The 19220-nt window shown below is 62.9% G+C and carries 16 protein-coding genes and 2 tRNA genes; 6 read left to right on the plus strand and 12 right to left on the minus strand.

Annotated elements, in window-relative coordinates; all coding sequences use genetic code 11:
• Positions 1-49: 49 nt before the first annotated feature.
• The 3 genes from MB84_RS22370 to MB84_RS22380 form a co-directional block, all read right to left on the minus strand.
• Entirely contained in the window at positions 50-1687 is a 1638-nt protein-coding gene (locus MB84_RS22370; protein ID WP_052653516.1) for a glycoside hydrolase family 44 protein, read from the minus strand.
• Positions 1688-1721: 34 nt separating this feature from the next.
• Complete coding sequence (locus MB84_RS22375) at positions 1722-3041, minus strand: hypothetical protein (protein ID WP_052652688.1); 1320 nt, start codon at positions 3039-3041, stop codon at positions 1722-1724.
• A 125-nt stretch (positions 3042-3166) separates the two neighbouring features.
• Positions 3167-3883, minus strand: coding sequence for a polysaccharide biosynthesis/export family protein (locus tag MB84_RS22380; protein WP_052652689.1), 717 nt, complete (start codon positions 3881-3883; stop codon positions 3167-3169).
• Positions 3884-4139: 256 nt separating this feature from the next.
• Between MB84_RS22380 and MB84_RS22385 the strand changes: the two genes are divergently transcribed.
• The 3 genes from MB84_RS22385 to MB84_RS22395 are packed head-to-tail and all read left to right on the plus strand — an operon-like array spanning position 4140 to position 8478.
• Positions 4140-6266 (plus strand): GumC family protein, encoded by a 2127-nt coding sequence (locus MB84_RS22385; RefSeq protein WP_052652691.1) that lies wholly within the window; start codon positions 4140-4142, stop codon positions 6264-6266.
• Between the two features lie 18 nt (positions 6267-6284).
• On the plus strand, positions 6285-7274 hold the full coding sequence (locus tag MB84_RS22390) for a DUF6492 family protein (protein WP_046289944.1): 990 nt from the start codon (positions 6285-6287) through the stop codon (positions 7272-7274).
• A 13-nt stretch (positions 7275-7287) separates the two neighbouring features.
• Positions 7288-8478 (plus strand): acyltransferase family protein, encoded by a 1191-nt coding sequence (locus tag MB84_RS22395; protein WP_046289945.1) that lies wholly within the window; start codon positions 7288-7290, stop codon positions 8476-8478.
• A gap of 11 nt (positions 8479-8489) precedes the next feature.
• Here MB84_RS22395 and MB84_RS22400 read toward each other — a convergent pair whose 3' ends face one another.
• From MB84_RS22400 to MB84_RS30060, 4 genes are all read right to left on the minus strand, one after another.
• The gene (locus MB84_RS22400) at positions 8490-8714 is read right to left on the minus strand and encodes a hypothetical protein (RefSeq protein ID WP_039393487.1); all 225 of its coding nucleotides are present in this window, start codon (positions 8712-8714) and stop codon (positions 8490-8492) included.
• Between the two features lie 151 nt (positions 8715-8865).
• Positions 8866-8941, minus strand: a tRNA-Glu gene (locus MB84_RS22405).
• Positions 8942-8958: 17 nt separating this feature from the next.
• Positions 8959-9034 (minus strand) — tRNA-Ala (locus MB84_RS22410).
• A gap of 190 nt (positions 9035-9224) precedes the next feature.
• The gene (locus tag MB84_RS30060) at positions 9225-9398 is read right to left on the minus strand and encodes a hypothetical protein (protein WP_157122818.1); all 174 of its coding nucleotides are present in this window, start codon (positions 9396-9398) and stop codon (positions 9225-9227) included.
• 222 nt (positions 9399-9620) lie between these two features.
• Between MB84_RS30060 and MB84_RS22415 the strand changes: the two genes are divergently transcribed.
• Positions 9621-10085: a CreA family protein gene (locus MB84_RS22415; protein WP_046289946.1), complete on the plus strand. Its 465-nt coding sequence runs from the start codon at positions 9621-9623 to the stop codon at positions 10083-10085.
• A gap of 45 nt (positions 10086-10130) precedes the next feature.
• On the opposite strand, the gene MB84_RS22420 is transcribed toward MB84_RS22415, so the two are convergent.
• Positions 10131-12092, minus strand: a complete 1962-nt coding sequence (locus tag MB84_RS22420; protein ID WP_046289947.1) for a sigma-54-dependent Fis family transcriptional regulator — start codon at positions 12090-12092, stop codon at positions 10131-10133.
• Positions 12093-12421: 329 nt separating this feature from the next.
• Here MB84_RS22420 and exaC point away from each other — a divergent pair, with 329 nt between their 5' ends.
• Positions 12422-13942 (plus strand): acetaldehyde dehydrogenase ExaC, encoded by a 1521-nt coding sequence (gene exaC / locus MB84_RS22425; protein WP_046289948.1) that lies wholly within the window; start codon positions 12422-12424, stop codon positions 13940-13942.
• Positions 13943-14103: 161 nt separating this feature from the next.
• On the plus strand, positions 14104-15252 hold the full coding sequence (gene yiaY, locus MB84_RS22430) for an L-threonine dehydrogenase (RefSeq protein ID WP_046293161.1): 1149 nt from the start codon (positions 14104-14106) through the stop codon (positions 15250-15252).
• An 80-nt stretch (positions 15253-15332) separates the two neighbouring features.
• Here yiaY and MB84_RS22435 read toward each other — a convergent pair whose 3' ends face one another.
• The 4 genes from MB84_RS22435 to MB84_RS22445 form a co-directional block, all read right to left on the minus strand.
• Complete coding sequence (locus tag MB84_RS22435) at positions 15333-16691, minus strand: MFS transporter (protein WP_084009934.1); 1359 nt, start codon at positions 16689-16691, stop codon at positions 15333-15335.
• Between the two features lie 67 nt (positions 16692-16758).
• Positions 16759-17295 carry an aspartate/glutamate racemase family protein gene (locus MB84_RS22440; protein ID WP_245725433.1) on the minus strand — a complete coding sequence of 179 codons (537 nt, stop codon included), beginning with the start codon at positions 17293-17295 and terminating at the stop codon, positions 16759-16761.
• A 14-nt stretch (positions 17296-17309) separates the two neighbouring features.
• Complete coding sequence (locus MB84_RS31490) at positions 17310-17435, minus strand: hypothetical protein (protein ID WP_281192311.1); 126 nt, start codon at positions 17433-17435, stop codon at positions 17310-17312.
• Between the two features lie 23 nt (positions 17436-17458).
• Positions 17459-18928 (minus strand): MFS transporter, encoded by a 1470-nt coding sequence (locus MB84_RS22445; RefSeq protein ID WP_046289949.1) that lies wholly within the window; start codon positions 18926-18928, stop codon positions 17459-17461.
• Between the last annotated feature and the right edge of the window lie 292 nt (positions 18929-19220).

The following is a 19220-nucleotide window of genomic DNA, read 5'->3' on the forward strand; positions in this document are numbered from 1 at the left end:
AGCCCCGGATTTCGCGGACCGCGCGGACGTGTTCGGCGCGTCCGACATCTCAGTTCACCGCCTTGCGAAGCACGAACAGCAGAATGCTCTGCGGCGGCAGATCGGCGCGCAACGCGCTGCCGGAATAGGTGATGTCCGGCTGGCGCGTCAGCTTGTTATCCGCCAGTTGCCAGACTTCGCCGGTGCCCGAAGCAGCGAAATTGGCGAGCGAGACGTTGGCCTGCGCGGCACGGTCGAGTTGCTTGTTGATGACGACGACGGTCAGCGCGCCGTCCTTCGGACGCACTGCCGCAAAAGCCGACACCGTATCGGGATCGGGGACGGTGGCCGATACGCTGGTCGAGCCGAATTCGCCGCCGTGGCCGTCGTAATTGCGATACAGCTTGATGGCCTTGTAGACCGGCATCGACGGATCGAGCGTGCCCCAGCGCGTCGCCATGTCCAGCTTCTCACGTCCGAAGATACCGAGGATGTCGGCCTGCGCCGTCGCCCCGTTCATGCGCGTGTCCGCGCCCCAGTTGTACTCAGTCAGCGCGATGGGTGTGCCGGGGTGGTAATACGTGTCCACCCACTGACGCATCATCGGAATCAGCGCGACCACGCTGTTGATCCATGTCGGATCCTTGTAATTCGGATCCCACAGATTGCGCGTGGAGCGGTTGCGCATGAGCGCAATCTCGGTCGAGGTGCCGTTCGCCGGTTCCTCGTACTCTTTGCTCTGCGGATAAAAGTGCAGACTGAAGATGTCGACCGGACGACCAGCTTTCTTCCATTGCGTGAGCAGCCACGGAATGTACGGCATGCCGCCCGTCTCGTTGAGGCGGTCCGGCGCTTGCGCGTAGCCATGCGTGACCGAATGCTGCTGATCGAAGCCGCTGTACAGGTAGCCGTTCCAGCCCCACTCTTCCGGCGCGAGCACCTTGGCGCTCGGGTCCGCCGTCTTCACCGCGCGCGAATACGCGATCACCTTGGCGGCGATCTCGCTGGCGTGCGCGCCCGTCGGATGCGAGTTGTTGTGGATCAACTGCCACAGACTCGGCTCGTTATCCATCGCGTAGTACTTCACACCGCCCGCGCGCGCCGGGCCGAACTGCTGCACCAGTGCTGTCACACGGGCCTGCTGGCTCGCGGGATCGTCGGGCACGGTAGCGTCGTCCGGATCGTTCCTGACGAGCGTGCCATCGCGCAGAATGCCGTTGCCCGCGTCGGTCATGCCGTCCACGTCGTGGTTCTGCTGCGGGCCGTACTTGGCGATGGAGAAACTGGCCAGCCGGTCGCGCGAGCGCGAGAGCGTAGCCACGCGGCCAAGCATCGAGATCGTGATGATCGGCTGCGCACCGGCAGCCTGCGTGAGCGCCACGAAGCGGTCGCCGAACTGATCGTTGATGTCCGCCGGATTGACGGGCAGGCTCTCGTAGTACCAATCGCGACCGGCGTTACGCGCGTCGAGCCGCCAGTTGTACGCCGACGCACTGTTGCCGCCCGAGCGGTTCAGCGGCGCGCGCAGATCCTGCAACATCGCCGTCGTACCGAAGTTGATGCCGTAGATCAGCGGGTTGATCGGATGGCGGTTCGCCGCCGCGTCCACGGCGATCTCCGCCGAAAGCGGGCCACCGGGCGTCGCCTGGGTGCACGCGGCGCACGACAGCATCACGCCCGCGGCCGCGAGCTGAATCAGACGGGGCATGACGCGGCGAAACGGCGAAGGCTGGGAAGACGCACTACGGCGCGGCAACACGCGCATGGAGACTCCGGGGGACGGCACGACGGTCGAAGCCACCCACACGCCACACGTAGACGAAGATCGCCAGAATCACGGCGGTCTCGCCCGGGGCGAGCGTTGGTGGATAGAAGAAGGACACCAGCAGTACGAAGACCAGATAGTCGTACAGCGCGCCGAGGAAATCGTCCTCGACTTCCGCACGCAAGCGCCGATAGAAGAACAGTCCGCGCAACTGGAAACACAGAATGACGAACGCGCCGATCAGGCCGTACTCGAACACGATCCCGAGCCACGTAATGTCGGCCAGGAAGAAGAAGTGGTGGAAATAAGTCGTCAGCGTATCGCCGCTCGCCGGACTGATCGTGCCCACGCCGAAGAGCCAGCGCAGCGAATCGTTACCGAGAAAGCGGGTGGCCAGCGTCGCCGAGATTCGACGCGTATCGAAGCCGGTTTCCGCGTTGGCGCTGAAGATGGTCGCGAGATACCCCATCGAAAACACGCCCACCAGCACAATCGGGGCCACGAGCATCAACCCGATGCGCGCACGCGGGCGTGCCCACACAAACGTGTTGTGGACGAGCACGCCCATGATGCCAATGGCGAGCGCACGCGATTTCACGATCAGCAGCGCCACCGCCAGACCGATCAACACGCTGATCAGGTAGCCGACGTTGCGCTCGAAGAATGCGCGGCGATAGCAGAAAAACAACAGAATGAACGGGAAGTACATCGACATCCGGATACGATGCCCGCGACTGTCGTTCGTGAAGAACGGCGCTTGTCCGAAAACGTAGGTTTCCTTGTACCAGTCCGCGGGCACCAGCAGCCACATGAGAATCAATGCGCCGACGATGACCGCACCGAGAATCACGAAACTGCGTCCCAACTCATGCAGCGTGGGCTTGAGCATGAGCAGCAGCGCGAGAAAGGAAAAGAAATACAGAATCGGCAACAACTTCACTTGCGCCGTCACGCTGGTGAAAAAACTTTCGTGGAAGTAGATCACCGCCGCAAAGCTCGGCACCATCACGAGCCACGCGAAGCTCAGCAACACCTGCCGAGTGAACGGAAAACGCGGCTGACTGCCGAGTCGCAGCACGAGCGGCAGCGTCAGAATCGGGAAGGCTTTGGAGAGCGCCCACAGCGGATACAGCGCCGTGATGTAGTGGAACGTCTGACCGAACAGCGGGAGCAGCACCACGAGAATGCCGACGACGAACGTGCGCGGCAAGCCACCCGAGAAGACTTCCGGCACGTCATCGACCATGTCGATCGTGCGGGTCGTGTCGGACACTGCACCGGAGGTGGCGGGCTTCATTTCGAGAGAGGGCTGCGCGGCTATCACGAAGCGGTTGGAATCGGTAAGTAGACTTGACGGGTTTGCACTGCGAACTCGGGAACGTCAGCCGTCGCGAACATCGCGCGACGGCTGACGTCGGGCGATCAGAAGCTGCGAGCGCCGTTGATGTCGTAGTTGACGTTCTTGTTGAACGGCAGTGCCTTGTTGATGTACTGGTCGACCCACAGATCCACTTCGGCGATGGACGACTTCGGCACAAAGATGGTGTCGTTCGATTGCAGAACAATGTCCTGCGCCGGATCGCCCTGCTGCGTGAGCGTCTTGATGTCGACGGTGCGCAACATCGGACGGCCGTCCGGGCTGCGGCGAATCAGCACGACTTCGCCGGTACGTGCGGTATCGAGCAGGCCTTGCGCGGTGATGATCGCCTGCATCACGCTCATGCCCGGCGTGAGTGCGAGTTCGCCCGGCTTGCCGACTTCACCGCCGACGAACACGTGCGCAGCGGTTTGCGTGACGGCGACCATCGCCATCGCGTTGGCCGTCATGTGGTTGTTCGCAAGCGCTCGGTTGACCGTATCGCCGAACTGCGCGAGCGTCTGGCCCGCCGCAGGCAGATTGCCTGCGAATGGCATGGCGACGGTGCCATCGGGCGCCACACGGCCCTTGTAGTTGAGTTCGATGTTGAAGGGCAGCACGACGGAAATGTCGTCGCCGGGCAACAACTTGTACGGACTCGGCGTGGCATCGACCCACGTCGCGAAGCGTTCGGGTTGTTGGTATTTGGTGTCGACCCAGGTGTGGGAGCAGGCCGTCAGCGTCATCAGCGCCAGTACGCAGGCCGGGCGGAGCATATTCATGGGACAGATGGCACGAGGCCGAGGTGGTTTCACGGTTTGGACCGTACTCTAGTGCACTTCTGCCGTCTCGCCAAGCACGATAAATCAGCGTCCGATTTAGGATAATGGCGGTTTTAGGGGGACTTTACGGGGACTTTCTTGCGTAAGATATGCGCCTTGAAACCATCAACTATGGCCGGGCAACCTTTCCGCTTCTTGCATCTCTATGGCAATTACGACTAGAACAAGGCCTGACCGGCACGCCGCGGTCGTCGACGTGACGATCCGGGACTACCTCAACACACTTTTCTACTACCGCAAAATCGCCACGACGGTGTTCCTCGCCATCGTGGCGCTCGGTGTGCTCGTTGCGCTCTTCGTGCCGATTCCGTATCGCGCACAAGCCACGCTGCTCGTGCTCAATGCGGGGTATTACGACCAGACCAACAATCCGAACGGCGGCGTCTCGCTGCAACCGCCGCCGGGACAGCTCAATGGCGTGGAAGCGCAGATCCTGTCGAGTCCGGAATTGCATCGCGACGTCATTCTCTCGAAGCTCGGACCGGGTGCAACGGCCAGCGAGATCGATCGCGAATTGCAGAACTTCGAGAAGCGTCTGCACATCGAGCAGAACGATCTCGCCAACACGATCTCGCTGACGTATTCGGATACGGACCCGAAGGCCGCCGCCGATGCGCTGGCGCGCCTGCTCGACAAGTACTTCCGTCAGCGCGCGTCGATCTTCACGCAAGGCCGCGTCAATCTGCTGGTCAGCCAGCGTGACGACGTAGGCAAGCAACTCGACAAGGCCGATGCCGATCTGCTCGCATTCCAAAAGAAACACGGCATCGTCAAGATCGACGATCAGACGTCGCGCGCCGTGCAGCTCGAATCGCAACTGGTGCAGCGCAAGCTCGAAACCGATGCGAAGCTCGCGCAGGACCGCAGCGAACTGAAGTCGCTGCAATCGTCGACGAAGGATGTCCGCAACACGATTCCGATCTACACGGACGATTCCGAAACCAGCCGCGCGATCAACATTCTGCAGGGCTCGCTGAGTGAGCTCGAGAACAAGCGTGCGGACTTCGCGTCGCGCTACATGGCGACGTCGCCGTTCGTCGTGCAGCTCGACAAGCAGATCGCCGATATGCGCGCGAACATCGCGAAGCAGCGTCAGGAAATGATGACGGCGACGCGCATGGGGCATAACAACTACTTCGACGTCGTGCAGGAACGTCTGGCCGTGCTGAACGCCAGCATTGCCGGGGGCGTCGCACAACAGGCCGCGCTCGAAGCCCAGATCAAGGAAACGCGCGACAAACTCCAAGGCATGAGCGACGTGTCGAGCCAGTTGAGCCAGTTGCAGGCGCGCCGCGACATTCTCGCGGACAGCTTCAAGGAGCGCTCGCGTCAGGTCGAACTCGCGCGCGTGCAGCAAGGCCAGGTCAGCCAGATCAACGGCACCAACGTGCGCGTGATTCAGGCGCCGTTCCCGCCGTCGCAACGCAGTGTTTCGGCCAGTCTGCTCATCGCCGCCTCGATTGCCGCAGGCTTGCTGATCTCCGCGCTGACGGTGCTGATCCTGTCGAGTCTGCGCGAGACGTTCCTCAGCCCCGAACAAGTCGAGCGCGCCCTGCTGTTGCCGGTGGTGAACGCGCCGGTGTTGCTCGGTGGGGATCGTCGCGGCGCCGCCGCAGGTGCGGCAGCCAGTACCGGTGCAAACGTCGAACCGGCTTACGCGCGGCCAGCACATCTGGCTTACGGCCGCATGATTGCTGCGATCAATAGCAGTACGGACGGCGTCGCCAAGGTCGTCATGGCCCTGTCCACCGGCAAGAACGACGGTCTTTCGTCCGTCATTCAGGGCTTGACCAGCGAGCTCGAACATCGCTCCGGCAAGCCGATCCTGATTCTCGACATTGCCTCCACGCCGGATGCGCCGATGTATGGCAAGCCGAACGCGCAAGGCCTGCTGGCGTGGCCGTCGAATGGCGGCAGCGGCACGGCCAGCGTCGAAGCGGTCAAGCCGACCGGCACAGACGAATCGGGCGCGCTGTCCGATCTCACGTTCACCCGTGTCGATGGTCACAATATTGTCGTGGCACAGCCTCACAGTGGCGCGGTGCCGTCGTCGTGGCAACTGGTCACGCGTCTGTTCGACGCGCTGCGTGAGTCGCACGACTACATCGTGGTGCATGCACCGCCGTCGAGCCAGTCGTTCACCGGCATCGAAAACGCACCGCTGGCCGACGCTACCGTGCTGGTCGTGCGCGCCGAAGCCACGCGCAAGCCGGTCATCGCCGGGCTCAAGGCGCAGGTCGAAGATGCCGGCGGACGGTTGATCGGCGTGGCGCTCACGCATCGTCGCGGTTATATTCCGAGCTTCATCTACCGGTTCTTCTAGTCGTCGGTTCAGCCCAACATGCAACAAATCAGCGCGATTCTGCCGATCAAGACACGAGGACGACACTACGCCGACAACATCGGCCGGTGCGACATCCTGTTCTCGTCGCTGCGCCACTTCACGACGCCGTCGCTGTTCCATCGTTTCGTCATCATCGTGCCGCACGACGAAGTGGAGGAAGTGCGCGGCTACGCGAAAGCATGGTCCGACTTCCCCATCGAAGTGATCGACGAATCGCTGTACATGGGCGCGTTCAACGAGTTCTCGCAGCGTCACCAGATTCGCAACTGGCACCGTCAGCAGATCATCAAGATCAATGCGCCGGAGTGGATCGAGACGGAGTACTTTCTGATCTTCGATCCGGACTGCTTCGCCACGCACAGCTTCGACTACGACTCGCTGATCGTCGACGGGCGCGCGATTACGCACCTCAAGGGGCGCAGCGTCGAGCCGTACTACTGGGAAGCGTCGGCCAAGCTGCTCGACGTCGATCCGCATCTGGATCGCGAAGGTGTATGGTGGACGCCCGCGACGCTCTCGCGCTCGCTGTGCGTGTCGTTGCAGGAGCGGCTCGAAGCCGTGAACGGCACCGATTGGAAGCGCGTGCTGCTCGCGAACTACGCCATCGACTGGACGGAATACACGCTGTACTGGCTCAACGCCGAACGTGCCGGGCTGCTCGACAGGTACCACACGCAGGCCGTGCCGCCCCAGCGCACCCTGCACGCCGACGAGAGTGTGTGGTTCGCCGACAAGATGCAGGAGTGGGACGCCGCCCACTACTTCGCGCCCGAGAGCGACGGCCTGTTCGCCGTGGTTCAAAGCAACACGAAGATCCCGCTCGATCAGGTGGTGGCGAAGCTCTCGCCGTATTTCCCCATCACGATTCAGCCGTACGACCGTCACGTCGATCCGGTGCTCAAGGGCGCCGAGCTATACTCCGCCGTAGTGCGCAAAGGACTGAAAATGGTCCGGAAGCTGCTGGGCAACGGAACGGGTATCAAGTGACCGGGGTAGTTTGATGGGCAGTCGCAAGACGGGTAATGGCGTCGACGTTGCAGCGAACGCGGCAGCGAGCAGCACCAAAGGCCGGATGGTCGGCATCGAGATGCTGCGTTTTTTCAGCGCGTTCGCGGTACTGATCTGGCATTACCAGCATTTCTTCTTCCGCCCGGAAACGGCGTCCATCGACCTCGCGCGCAGCGCCCAGCCGCTCTACGCGCTGCTGCATCCGTTCTACGATTTCGGATGGCTCGGCGTCAACGTCTTCTGGGCGATCTCCGGCTTCATCTTCTTCAATCGCTATTTGTCGAAGATCGTCGCGCGCAAGGTCTCCGGCGGCCTGTTCTTCCTGAATCGCTTCTCGCGGCTGTATCCGCTGCATATCGCCATGCTCATCGCCGTGGCGCTATTGCAGGCGTATTACGTGCGCGAGAACGCCGCATTCTTCATTTATCCGTACAACACGCCGTACGACTTCTTCGTCAACGTAATCTTCGCGTCCGGATGGCTCACGCCGTACACCGACCCCTTCAACGGCCCGGTGTGGAGTGTCTCGACGGAAATCGTGATCTACGTGGCGTTCTTCCTGCTCGCGCGCTTCTGTCGCATCGGGCTGGTGTGGACGTTGCTGCTGATGTGCGCGTCGGCGGCTGCGGGCGGATGGCTGATCCATCTGCAGGTCAAGGGCAGCGCATCGAACATCGTCTTCTGCGCTTTCTATTTCTTCATTGGCGGCGCGGTGCATCTGATCTACGAGCGGTTGCGCGACGTGATCGAGCAACACCGTGGTGGGACGGTCGTGCTGTGCTGTCTGGCCTATGTGGCGCTGATCGCGTTCTGCGCGGTCTTCGGCGGCACGAAGTATCTGGCGGCGACGGTGATCGCACCGGTCTCCATCGTTTTGCTGCACGCGATCGAGCCGTGGATTCCCGAGCGGCTGGCGCAGCCCATCGCCAATCTGGGCAATACGACCTATGCCAGCTACCTCATCCACTTTCCCCTGCAACTGGCGACGGTGATCGTTCTGCAACGCCTGGGCATGTCGAGCGCGACGCTCGCCCTGAACCCGTGGTTCCTGGTGGCGTATCTGATCGTGGTGTTCTCGCTCGCGCGCACGGTGTTCCGCGTGTTCGAAGCACCGGCGCAGACCTTCCTTCGCCGGCGTCTGGCGTGGATCGGCGGACGCTCAGCGACGAACGCCGCCCGTTAGCCCGCCAACGCTCAATGATGGTGATGGTGGTGATGCGACCAGAGCGGATCCATCGAGTCGACGAACGAGGCGACAGCGTCCTTGTCGCCCGTGGCGTGGCGCATCAACTGGCCGCACTTGCACCAGCCCTGGTAGGGCGTGATATGCGAGCAAGCGGTCGTCTTCTGCAAGTACAGCGTGACGGGTTTGGCGCACTTGGTGCACTTGAACTTGAGCGTCAGGGCGGGTTTGCTCATGAGAGAGACTCCAAAATGTGCGCAAAAAGAAGGGTACGCAAAAAAGCCGGATGTCGTGAAGACACCCGGCTTTCTGTTTTGCATTACCGACGCCGTGCGAATCTGACGCCGGTCGACTTCGATGTGTCAATGTCACACCGTTGCCGCTGGATGGCGTCCCCTAGGGGATTCGAACCCCTGTACTCACCGTGAAAGGGTGATGTCCTAGGCCTCTAGACGAAGGGGACAAAAATCGTCATTCGTGTGGTGGAGGTAAGCGGGATCGAACCGCTGACCTCTTGCATGCCATGCAAGCGCTCTCCCAGCTGAGCTATACCCCCGCGCGAAGAGGCGTGACTATAGCGCATTTGGGAAAAACCCGCAACTCCTCTGCGTAACGGCCCCCGACGATCCACCTACATACCCCATACAAAACGCCCGACGAAATACCTATTACTTTAGATAGGATAACGATGCATTTGATTGACGGAAAATCGTTAGTCATCCAGTATTCCGCGATTCTCGCGTCCGTTAGTTGCCGTTGAGCAACGCGATGCCCGCGACGGCACCAACGTCGTCGTCAGCCAGGGCGGTCAGGCGCTGCGCGAAGGCGGCCGTTACGCGGTCGTGGCGATGGGCACCGAGTTCAAGGATCTGCAGACGGGGCAAAGCCTCGGCCGGTTCGACGACGAAGAAGAAATCCACGCCATCGGCTGGCGCTCAGGCAGCGCCTGCGCAGGACGATAAGTGGTAAGACGCCATCCCCGTCGCAGCCGTCCGATGTGATGGCCCGCGACGACGGCTAACGAGCGGTTCCCGTAAGGGCTGAAGCGGCGATGGCGGCCAGTCACGCGAGGCGAGTAAAATCCGCAACGCGCATGGCTGGCGATCGTCGCCGCTTCCGCAGTTTTGACGGGACACACGCTCATGAAGAAAGTAGTCGCGCTCGCGCCGATGCTCGCCGCGAGTTGGGCCCAGGCCGAGAAGATCGGCGATGTCAGCACCGCGTTCAAGTTCCTCGGGCCGGATCACAAGATCGTTGTCGACGCGTATGACGATCCCAAGGTAAAGGGCGTGACGTGCTATGTCTCGCGCGCCAAGACCGGCGGCCTCAAAGGCATGGTCGGGCTCGCCGAAGACAAGGCCGAAGCATCGATTGCGTGCCGTCCGGTCGGTCCGATCTCCTTCACCGGCCCGCTGCCCAAGGAAGAAGAAGTCTTCTCCGAAGGGCTCTCGCCCCTGTTCAAAAAGCTGCGCATCGTGCGCATGGTCGACAAGACGCGCAATACGCTCGTCTATCTCACCTACTCCGACAAACTCATCGACGGCTCGCCGCAAAACAGCGTCACCGCCGTGCCGGTGGATCGTGCAACGCAGATTCCGATGAAGTGATGCTCGCACGGGCGGACGTTGACGTCGACGCCGGACTGCGCGACGTCACCCGCGCAGCAACCCGAAGCGCCTGAGCTTGCGATACAGCGTGTTGCGGCTCACGCCGAGCCGTCGCGCTGCGGCGCTCACCTGCCCCTGACAGGCGTCGAGCGCCGCTCGCAGCGCCTGACGCTCCGCTGCTTCCAAAGGTGCCTCGGACAATCCGTCGGCCGGTGAATTGGACGATGACGCAGACGGTGAGGCGTCCGCCATCGCGATGTCCGCTTCGCGCAGTTCGCCCGGCAGATCGTCGACGGTGACGACGCCGTTCTCGCTGAGCGCCACCAGCGTGCGGATGACGCTGCGTAGCTGACGCACATTCCCCGGCCACGCGTGATGACACAACCGGTCGAGCGCAGCGGGCGTCACATGCACGGCAGGACAACGGCCCGACGACTCCGCCTGTGCGAACAGCCGCTGAATCACCTCGACCTTGTCCTCGCGCTCGCGCAACGGCGGCACGGTGACTTCGAGCCCACTCAGACGATAGAACAGATCCTCGCGAAACAGCCGTTCGCCGATACGTTCGGAGAGATCGCGATGCGTGGCGCTCAGCACGCGAATGCCCAGCGGCACCGGCTCGCCACCACCCAGCGGCGACACCATCCGGTCCTCCAGCACCCGCAGCAAGCGCGTTTGCATCGCGAACGGCATGTCGCCGATCTCGTCGAGAAACAACGTGCCGCCGTTCGCCTGCCACAGCTTGCCCGCCATCCCCTCTTTGCGCGCACCGGTGAAGCTGCCGCCCACATAGCCGAACAATTCGCTTTCGATCAACGACTCGGGAATTGCCGCGCAATTGAGTGCGACGAACGGCCCGCCCGAGCGCGCACTCGCTGCGTGCACCGCGCGCGCGAACACTTCTTTGCCGCTTCCCGTTTCACCCCGAATCAGCACGGGCACGTCGTGCGCGAAGACGCGGCATGCGCGTGCAAACGCGCGCGCCAGCGTGCGATCGGAGAACGGTTCCGTGACCACTTCCGGCACAGTGCGCGACACACCGGGCGCACGCCGGAGTGCGCGCGCGGGCGCGCGCAGCATCGCCAGCAGCGACTCGCCCGCGTTCGCACCGGTGTTGGCGTGCAACGGCCAGCACGTACTCGGCGACGGATGCGCCTGCGCGAGCAAGGTATCGAGCGTCTGCACGAACCATCGGTCGACGCGAGTGCCCACCAGCGCGTCGCGCGTCACCCCAAGACAATTCAGTGCGCTTTGATTGGCGGCGAGCACTCGCCCGGCATCGTCGAACGCGAGCAACGCCTGTGCGAACCCGCCAAGATGGTCGGCCTGCTCCTGCCATTGCAGCAGCCATTCGTCGCGATAGTGCTGAAAGAAATACTCGCTCTCGACGACCTTAGCCGACAGGTTGACCAGCGCCAGCGTATGAAACTGACTCTGACGCGTGAGATCCGTACTGGTGGACGACACATCGATCACCGCCAGCAAATCGCCCTGCGGCGCGAACACCGGACTCGCCGTGCAGGTGAGCGGCGTATGCAGTGCGCGAAAGTGGTCTTGCTGACAGATGATGACGGGCGCGCGTTCGACGGCGCACGTCCCGATACCGTTGGTCCCCTCGCACGATTCGCTCCAGTCCGCGCCCGGCCATAGCCCGGCGCGATGGAAGTCGTCGCGGGTGCCGTCATGCAGACGCGAATCGACGATTACGCCATCCGGGGCCGTGAGCAACACGGCCTGACGCGGGTTCATCAACTGACGTTGCAGACGTTCCAGCACCGGCATGGACACATTGCGCAGGCGCTCCATTGCGTTGCGACGCTCGCGCAATTGCGAGGATTCGAGCACGCGCGGCGCCATGCGCGCGCCCGGATCGAGCGCGTGCGTGTCGAGACAGCGCCGCCACGAACTGGCGATGTTCGGGTCGGTCGCCACCGAGCCCGATGGCAAATGGCCCTGCGCGACGTTCAGCACACGGCGTGCATGTGCGGCTTCCGTACTGGCTGGCATTGGTCGTCTCCCCCGTGCCGGATGATCTGATGATCTCGTATCGTTCCCGAAGCATCTCCCATGCGCGAAGCGATTGCAATGCGCTGTGTCAATCGGCAAGCGCAAGGCGATTGACGCAGGTTCTGACGCTGACGACACGCAGTGTCACAGTCCTGACACACCGTGTGCCACACGGCAGGACACAGGTGTCACAAAATCGGTACACACCGCGCCGTCCGGCAGGCCGCCAGGGCGCGCCGTTGTGCGAATTGGGACGTCTGGCCCGCGACTTGCTTAGTAGCGTCCTGCGCAGCCAACGTTCGCGCTACAACGATATCCGGAGACACAACATGAAATACGCCCCGCCCGGCACGCCCGGTGCCCTGCTGTCCCTGCAACCGCGTTACGAGAACTTCATCGGCGGTAAATTCGTGCCGCCGGTCGAAGGCCAGTACTTCACCAACACGTCGCCGGTCACCGGCGCGGTCATCGGCGAATTCCCCCGCTCGAACGGCGCCGACATCGAGCTGGCGCTCAACGCTGCGCATGCGGCGGCGGCCAGTTGGGGCAAGACGTCCGTACAGGCCCGCTCGCGCATTCTGTTGCAGATCGCCGACCGGCTGGAATCGCAACTGGAGCGCTTCGCCGTGGCGGAGACGTGGGACAACGGCAAACCCGTGCGCGAGACGCTCGCCGCCGATTTGCCGCTGGCCGTCGATCACTTCCGCTACTTCGCCGGTTGCATTCGCGCGCAGGAAGGCACCGCCGCCGAGATCGACGAGCACACCGCCGCGTATCACTTTCACGAGCCGCTCGGTGTGGTCGGGCAGATCATCCCGTGGAATTTCCCGTTGCTGATGGCCGCGTGGAAGCTTGCTCCCGCGCTCGCGGCAGGCAACTGCGTGGTGCTCAAGCCCGCCGAACAAACGCCGCTCACGATCACGTTGTTCGCCGAGTTGGTCGGCGATCTGTTGCCGCCCGGCGTCCTCAACGTCGTGCAGGGCTACGGCCGCGAAGCCGGTGAAGCGCTGGCGACGAGCAGGCGCATCGCCAAGATCGCCTTTACGGGCTCGACGCCCGTCGGCAATCACATCCTGACGCGCGCCGCTGCCAACCTGATCCCGAGCACGGTCGAGCTAGGCGGCAAATCGCCGAACATCTTCTTCGACGACATCATGCACGGCGAGCCGGAGTTCATCGAGAAGGCCGCAGAAGGCCTCGTGCTGGGCTTCCTGAATCAGGGTGAGGTCTGCACATGTCCGTCGCGGGCACTCGTCCAGGAGTCGATTTACGAGCCCTTCATGGAAGTCGTCATGAAGCGGGTCGAGCGCATCAAGCGGGGCGATCCGCTCGATACCGAGACGGCCGTGGGTGCGCAGGCGTCGCAACAGCAGTTCGACAAGATCCTCACCTACCTCGATCTGGCGCGCAAGGAAGGCGCACAAGTGCTGACGGGCGGCGGCATCGAGATGCTCGACGGTCCGCTGGCGTCGGGCTTCTACATCCAGCCTACGCTGCTCAAGGGCGAGAACCGCATGCGCGTGTTCCAGGAGGAAATCTTCGGGCCCGTGGTCGGTGTCACGACCTTCAAGAACGAAGCCGACGCCCTCGCCATCGCCAACGACACGGAGTTCGGTCTGGGCGCTGGCGTATGGACGCGCGACATCAATCGTGCCTATCGCATGGGCCGTGGCATTCAGGCGGGGCGTGTGTGGACGAACTGCTATCACCTCTACCCGGCTCACGCGGCATTCGGTGGATACAAGAAGTCTGGCATCGGCCGCGAGACGCACAAGATGATGCTCGGCCACTACCAGCAGACGAAGAATCTGCTGGTGAGTTACGACGTCAATCCGCTCGGCTTCTTCTGAGTAATCCCTCTAGTCGTATGTGACCTTGCATTGGATCAAAGACGCGTCGCGCAGCGAGTGCGATGCTGTCTTTGATGCATGCAAAAGATGATTCTGGACACCGCCGCGGCGCCATCTGCGCGCGGCGTGTGCCCCTCACAGAACAGATAAGGAGCATGACGATGAGCACGACTTTCTTCATTCCCGCCGTCAACATGATGGGCGTGGGCAGCCTCGACGAAGCGATTGCCGCCCTGCGCCAATACCATTTCCGCCGCGCCCTGATCGTGACCGATGCCGGTCTGGCGAAGGCGGGCGTGGCCGAGAAGGTGGCGAAGCTGCTGACGCAGCAGGACATTCAATCGGTCGTCTTCGACGGTGCGAAGCCGAACCCCACGGTGAGCAACGTTGAAGCGGGCCTGGCAATCCTCAAACAGAACCAGTGCGACTTCGTAATTTCGCTGGGTGGCGGCTCGCCGCACGACTGCGCGAAAGGGATTGCGCTGTGCGCGACCAACGGCGGTCACATCTCCGAATACGAAGGCGTCGATCAGTCGAAGAAGCCGCAATTGCCGCTCGTCGCGATCAACACGACGGCGGGCACCGCGAGCGAGATGACGCGCTTTTGCATCATCACGGACGAAAAGCGTCATGTGAAGATGGCCATCGTCGATCGCAACGTCACACCGCTGTTGTCCGTCAACGACCCGGCCCTGATGGCGGCGATGCCCAAGGGGTTGACGGCCGCGACCGGCATGGACGCGCTCACACACGCGACCGAAGCTTACGTGTCGACCGCTGCCACGCCGATCACCGACGCATGCGCGCTCAAGGCTGTCACGCTGATCTCGCAGAACCTGCGTCGTGCGGTGTCGCACGGCGACGACATGACGGCGCGCGAGAACATGGCGTATGCACAGTTCTTGGCGGGCATGGCGTTCAACAACGCGTCGCTGGGTTACGTGCACGCGATGGCGCACCAGTTGGGCGGGTTCTACGATCTGCCGCACGGTGTGTGCAACGCGGTGCTGCTGCCGCACGTGGAAGAATTCAACGCGAGCACCAGCGCGGCGCGTCTGAGAGACATCGCGCAGGCGATGGGCGAGAAGGTGGAAGGGTTGAGCGACGAAGAAGGTGCCAGGGTCGCCATCGCCGCGATTCGCCGGTTGTCGAAGGACATCGGCATTCCGTCCGGGCTGGCCGAACTCGGGGCGAAGAAGGAAGACGTCCCGACGCTCGCGGCCAACGCGATGCAGGACGCCTGCGGGTTCACCAACCCGCGTCGCGCTGAGCAAGCGGAAATCGAAGCGATTTTCTTGCGAGCGTTTTAAGCGTCAGTTGTTCATCCGGTCAGGTCGGACGAATAGGGCTACGTGAGTTCACGTAGCCCTTCGCCGTTCTACGCGTCGGATCAGGCGACGGCATGCACCCCCGGTACCCGCTCACGCCGTTTCATCCGCCACCAGATCAGGATGGCGACAAACGCTTCGAGTGCCGCGACGATCCAGAGACCGCCATTGAAGCTGCCCGTCGCGTCCTTCACCATGCCCAACAGGTACGGGGAGCCGAACCCGGCAAGGTTTGCCACCGAGTTGATGAACGCCACGCCCATCGCTGCTGCGCCGCCCGCGAGATAGGCATTCGGCAACTGCCAGAACACCGGGATCGCGCCCATCGTGCCGGACACGGCGATCACCAGACACAGGAACGCCGCCACGCCGTTGCTTCCCGCAAACACGCCGACGCCCGCCAGTCCACACGCGCCGATAAAGACGGGAATAGCACAATGCATGCGCGCTTCGCGCCGCGTGTCCGCGCTGTAGCCGATGGCGATCTGGAAGATCGCGCCGAAGACGTACATCACACCGACGAGCAATCCGATGTGCAACGGATTCGTCGGCCCCAACGCGCGCACGATGGTCGGCGCGAAGAACGAGAGCGTCGCGTTGGCCGCCACGATGCCGAAGTAGATGCCCGTGAGCAGCCACAGCTTCGGGCTGCGCACGGCGAGCATGAAGCTATGCTCGCGCTGTCCCGCGCCCTTGCGGTCGTGGTCCAGATCGGCTTGCAGCAGACGCTTCTCATGTGCCGACAACCAGCTGGCCTGTTCAGGCTTATCGACGAGGAACCACACGGCCAGCACGCCCGCGAGGACCGTCGGCACACCTTCGAGCAGGAACAGCCATTGCCACCCCGCCCAGCCGTTCACGCCATGCATGCCGTTCAGGATGGCGCCCGCGAGCGGCGCACCCACGACCGACGACACCGCCGACGCCGAAATAAACCATGCAAACGCCTTCGCGCGTCGGTGCGCCGGGAACCAGAACGTCAGATACAGCAGCACGCCCGGCTGGAACCCCGCTTCAAACGCGCCGAGCAGAAACCGCATGACATAGAAGTACGCGGGCGAGTGTGTGAACATCATCAGCGCGCAGATCGTTCCCCAGCCCAACGTGATGCGCGCGAGCGTGCGTCGCGCGCCGATGCGCAACAGCAACCAGTTGCTCGGAATTTCCAGGAAGAAGTACCCAAGGAAGAAGATACCCGCGCCGATGCCGTACACCGTCTCGCTGAAACCGAGATCCTGCTGCATCTGCAACTTCGCGAAGCCCACATTCACCCGATCGATCCACGCAAGCATCCACAGCACGAAGATGAACGGAATGATCCGCCACATGATCTTGCGGTAGATGGGATCGAGCATCCGGTCGTGCGGATTGGCGAACGCGTTTGTGCCGTCGCTCGTTTGCGACGTTGGCTGTTGGTTCATATCGGCTCCTGCTTTGTTTTGTATCGACCGTCGACGTTGGGACGAACGACGACTAGGGACGGCTTAATCACGCGGCTTCGTCCAGACGCATTGCCTGAAGCAGCGCGCGGCATGCCGCCGGTACCGGACCGATCACCGGCAGCGAGAAGCGCTCGCCGAGCGCCTGCGCCGCCTCGCCCAGCGGCCCGCCACCGATCACGACGGCTTGCGCCCCGTCGAGCCGAATGCACGCGTCGACGGCACCGGCAAGACTGCTTTCCAGTTGCGACGGCACATCCCCAAGCGCAAGTGGATCGCCAGTGGTGAAACGCGCGCCCGTGAAGCCCGCACCAAGGCCCAGCTTGCGGACGTTCGACGCAATCGAGTCGGCCAGTTGCGGTGTCGTGGTGGCGATGCCGAAACGACGTCCGCCCTCGCCCGCCTCACGCACCGATGCCGAGCCGATCCCGACCACCGGCACATCCAGACGCGCGCGCAGTGCCTCGATGCCCGGATCGCCGAACGCGCCGACGATCACGCCGTCCGCCTGCGCCGCGAGTGCAACGATTTGCGGATCGTTCACGGCGTCGGCGGCCACCGCGAGGTCCTGCTCGTCGACAATCATCGGCGCACCGCGCGTCACCGTCGCCCCACGACCGTCGGCGGCGACTTCATCACGCTGGCGAAATACGAGCGGGCGATATCGACCATCATTTGCGTCGTCGCCGTCGACGTGTTGGGATTAATGAGCAGGATGTGAGTCATGGCAATCTCGGCGAATCAGGTATTCAGGAAGCATGCGAAGCGGCTGCGGAAGATGCAGAAGCGGACGCACGGGCGGCCGCTTTCGGGTCGCTGTCGTCCGGCGCGTCCGGGCCGTCGATGGGCTTGCCGAACGTCTCCGGCGCAAAGGTCAGTGCGATAGCGAACACGGCGTACATCGCGGCCATCATCCCGAACATGCCACCGATGCCGTACTGATCGAACACGCGGCCTGCCACGAGTGGCATCGCGGCACCGGCCAGCGTGCCCAGTGCCAGAATGAACGCCGTGCCGAAGGCGCGCACTCGCGTGGGATAGAGCTCCGGCGCGTAGATCCAGATGGAGGTATCGAGCAGCAGCACGCAGAACTGGAAAGCGGCGCCGAACGCGAGAATCAGGGGCTGCGACTTCGACAAGAACCCGAAGCACAGACCGATCACGCACGCGGCGATAGCACCGAGCGTCAGCACGCGTTTGCGCGGGAAACGGAAGCCGAAGTACGACGCCGTGATCGCGCCAAGAAGACTGCCCGACTGCATCACGATGGTGAACACGAAGCTCTTGCTCAGCGTGTAGCCCTGCGCCATCAGAATCGTCGGCATCAGCGTGAGCACCGAAATCTGCGCGCCGTACGTCATGCACACGGCGATACCGACGGCCACCGTGCGACGCGCCAGCGGTCCGACGAACACTTCGCTCAGACGCACCTTTTCCGCACGGTGCGCGCCGTTCGACGCTTCGCTCAGGTAGCGCTTCGTGTCGCCACCGGCGGACTTGCCCAGCTTGCCGGAGGCGAGAATGTTGAGCACCCGGTTGGCCTCTTCCACGCGGCCTTTGGAGAGCAGAAAGCGCGGCGTCTCCGGGATAAAGCGGCGATAGAGCAGCACAAAGAAGGCCGGGAGGACGAGGCAGCCGAACAACCAGCGCCAGCTATCGGGGCCGGGGAAGAAGGCGAAGACCGCCAGCCCGAACGCCGGTGCGAGCATGTTGCCCAGTCCGCCGCCTGCGACGTTGATCGCACCCACGGCCACGCCACGGAAACGCGACGAGCAGAATTCCGCGAGCATGGTCACGGCAATCGAGATCTCGCCGCCGAGGCCGAAGCCGACGATGAAGCGTCCGGCGGCGAGCATCGTGTAGTTCGTCGCCAGTGCGCAGATCAGCGCGCCGAGCGTGAACAGCATCAGATTGATGCTCAGCATCGTGCGACGCCCGAAGCGGTCGGCGATGTAGCCCGAACCGAGGCGTCCGATGGCGGCGGCACCGAACGTCAACGTGTTGAGAAAGCCGATCTGGGCTGCGGAGATGCCCCAGTATTCGCGCAGCAACGGCCCGACGAGGCCGACGGCGTTCTGTTCGAAGACATCGAACAGAACCCCGAACAGAATCAGTGCGAGGATCTTCTTGTGTGACGGCGTCACGCCAATGTCGTCGAGCGCCCGTTCGAGCTGCTGCAACCTGGGTTCCGACGACGATACGACCACTTCTGCGCCCATCGTAATACTCCCTGCGCCGCGATTGGCGCCTATGCGACCGAATTGCCTCGCCCTCTGATGAACCTGTTCGGTTAATATTTTTTCAAATTATTTGTTTTTGAAAATTATTTTTCATATCAGGGTTTTACCGGACGACGCGGGCGAGCGATGGCCTTGGCGGAAGATGCCAATGATGGACAGGTGGGAGGCCGCGGGCCATCGGAGGACGGCGGGCGGTAGAGGGCCGGATGGGAGCGGCGCGCTTAACCGCTGCGCCGAAATGCGTCCAAATGCCTCAGATGCCTCAGATGCC

The sequence above is a fragment of the Pandoraea oxalativorans genome, assembly GCF_000972785.3.
In the GTDB taxonomy this organism is placed as follows: domain Bacteria; phylum Pseudomonadota; class Gammaproteobacteria; order Burkholderiales; family Burkholderiaceae; genus Pandoraea; species Pandoraea oxalativorans.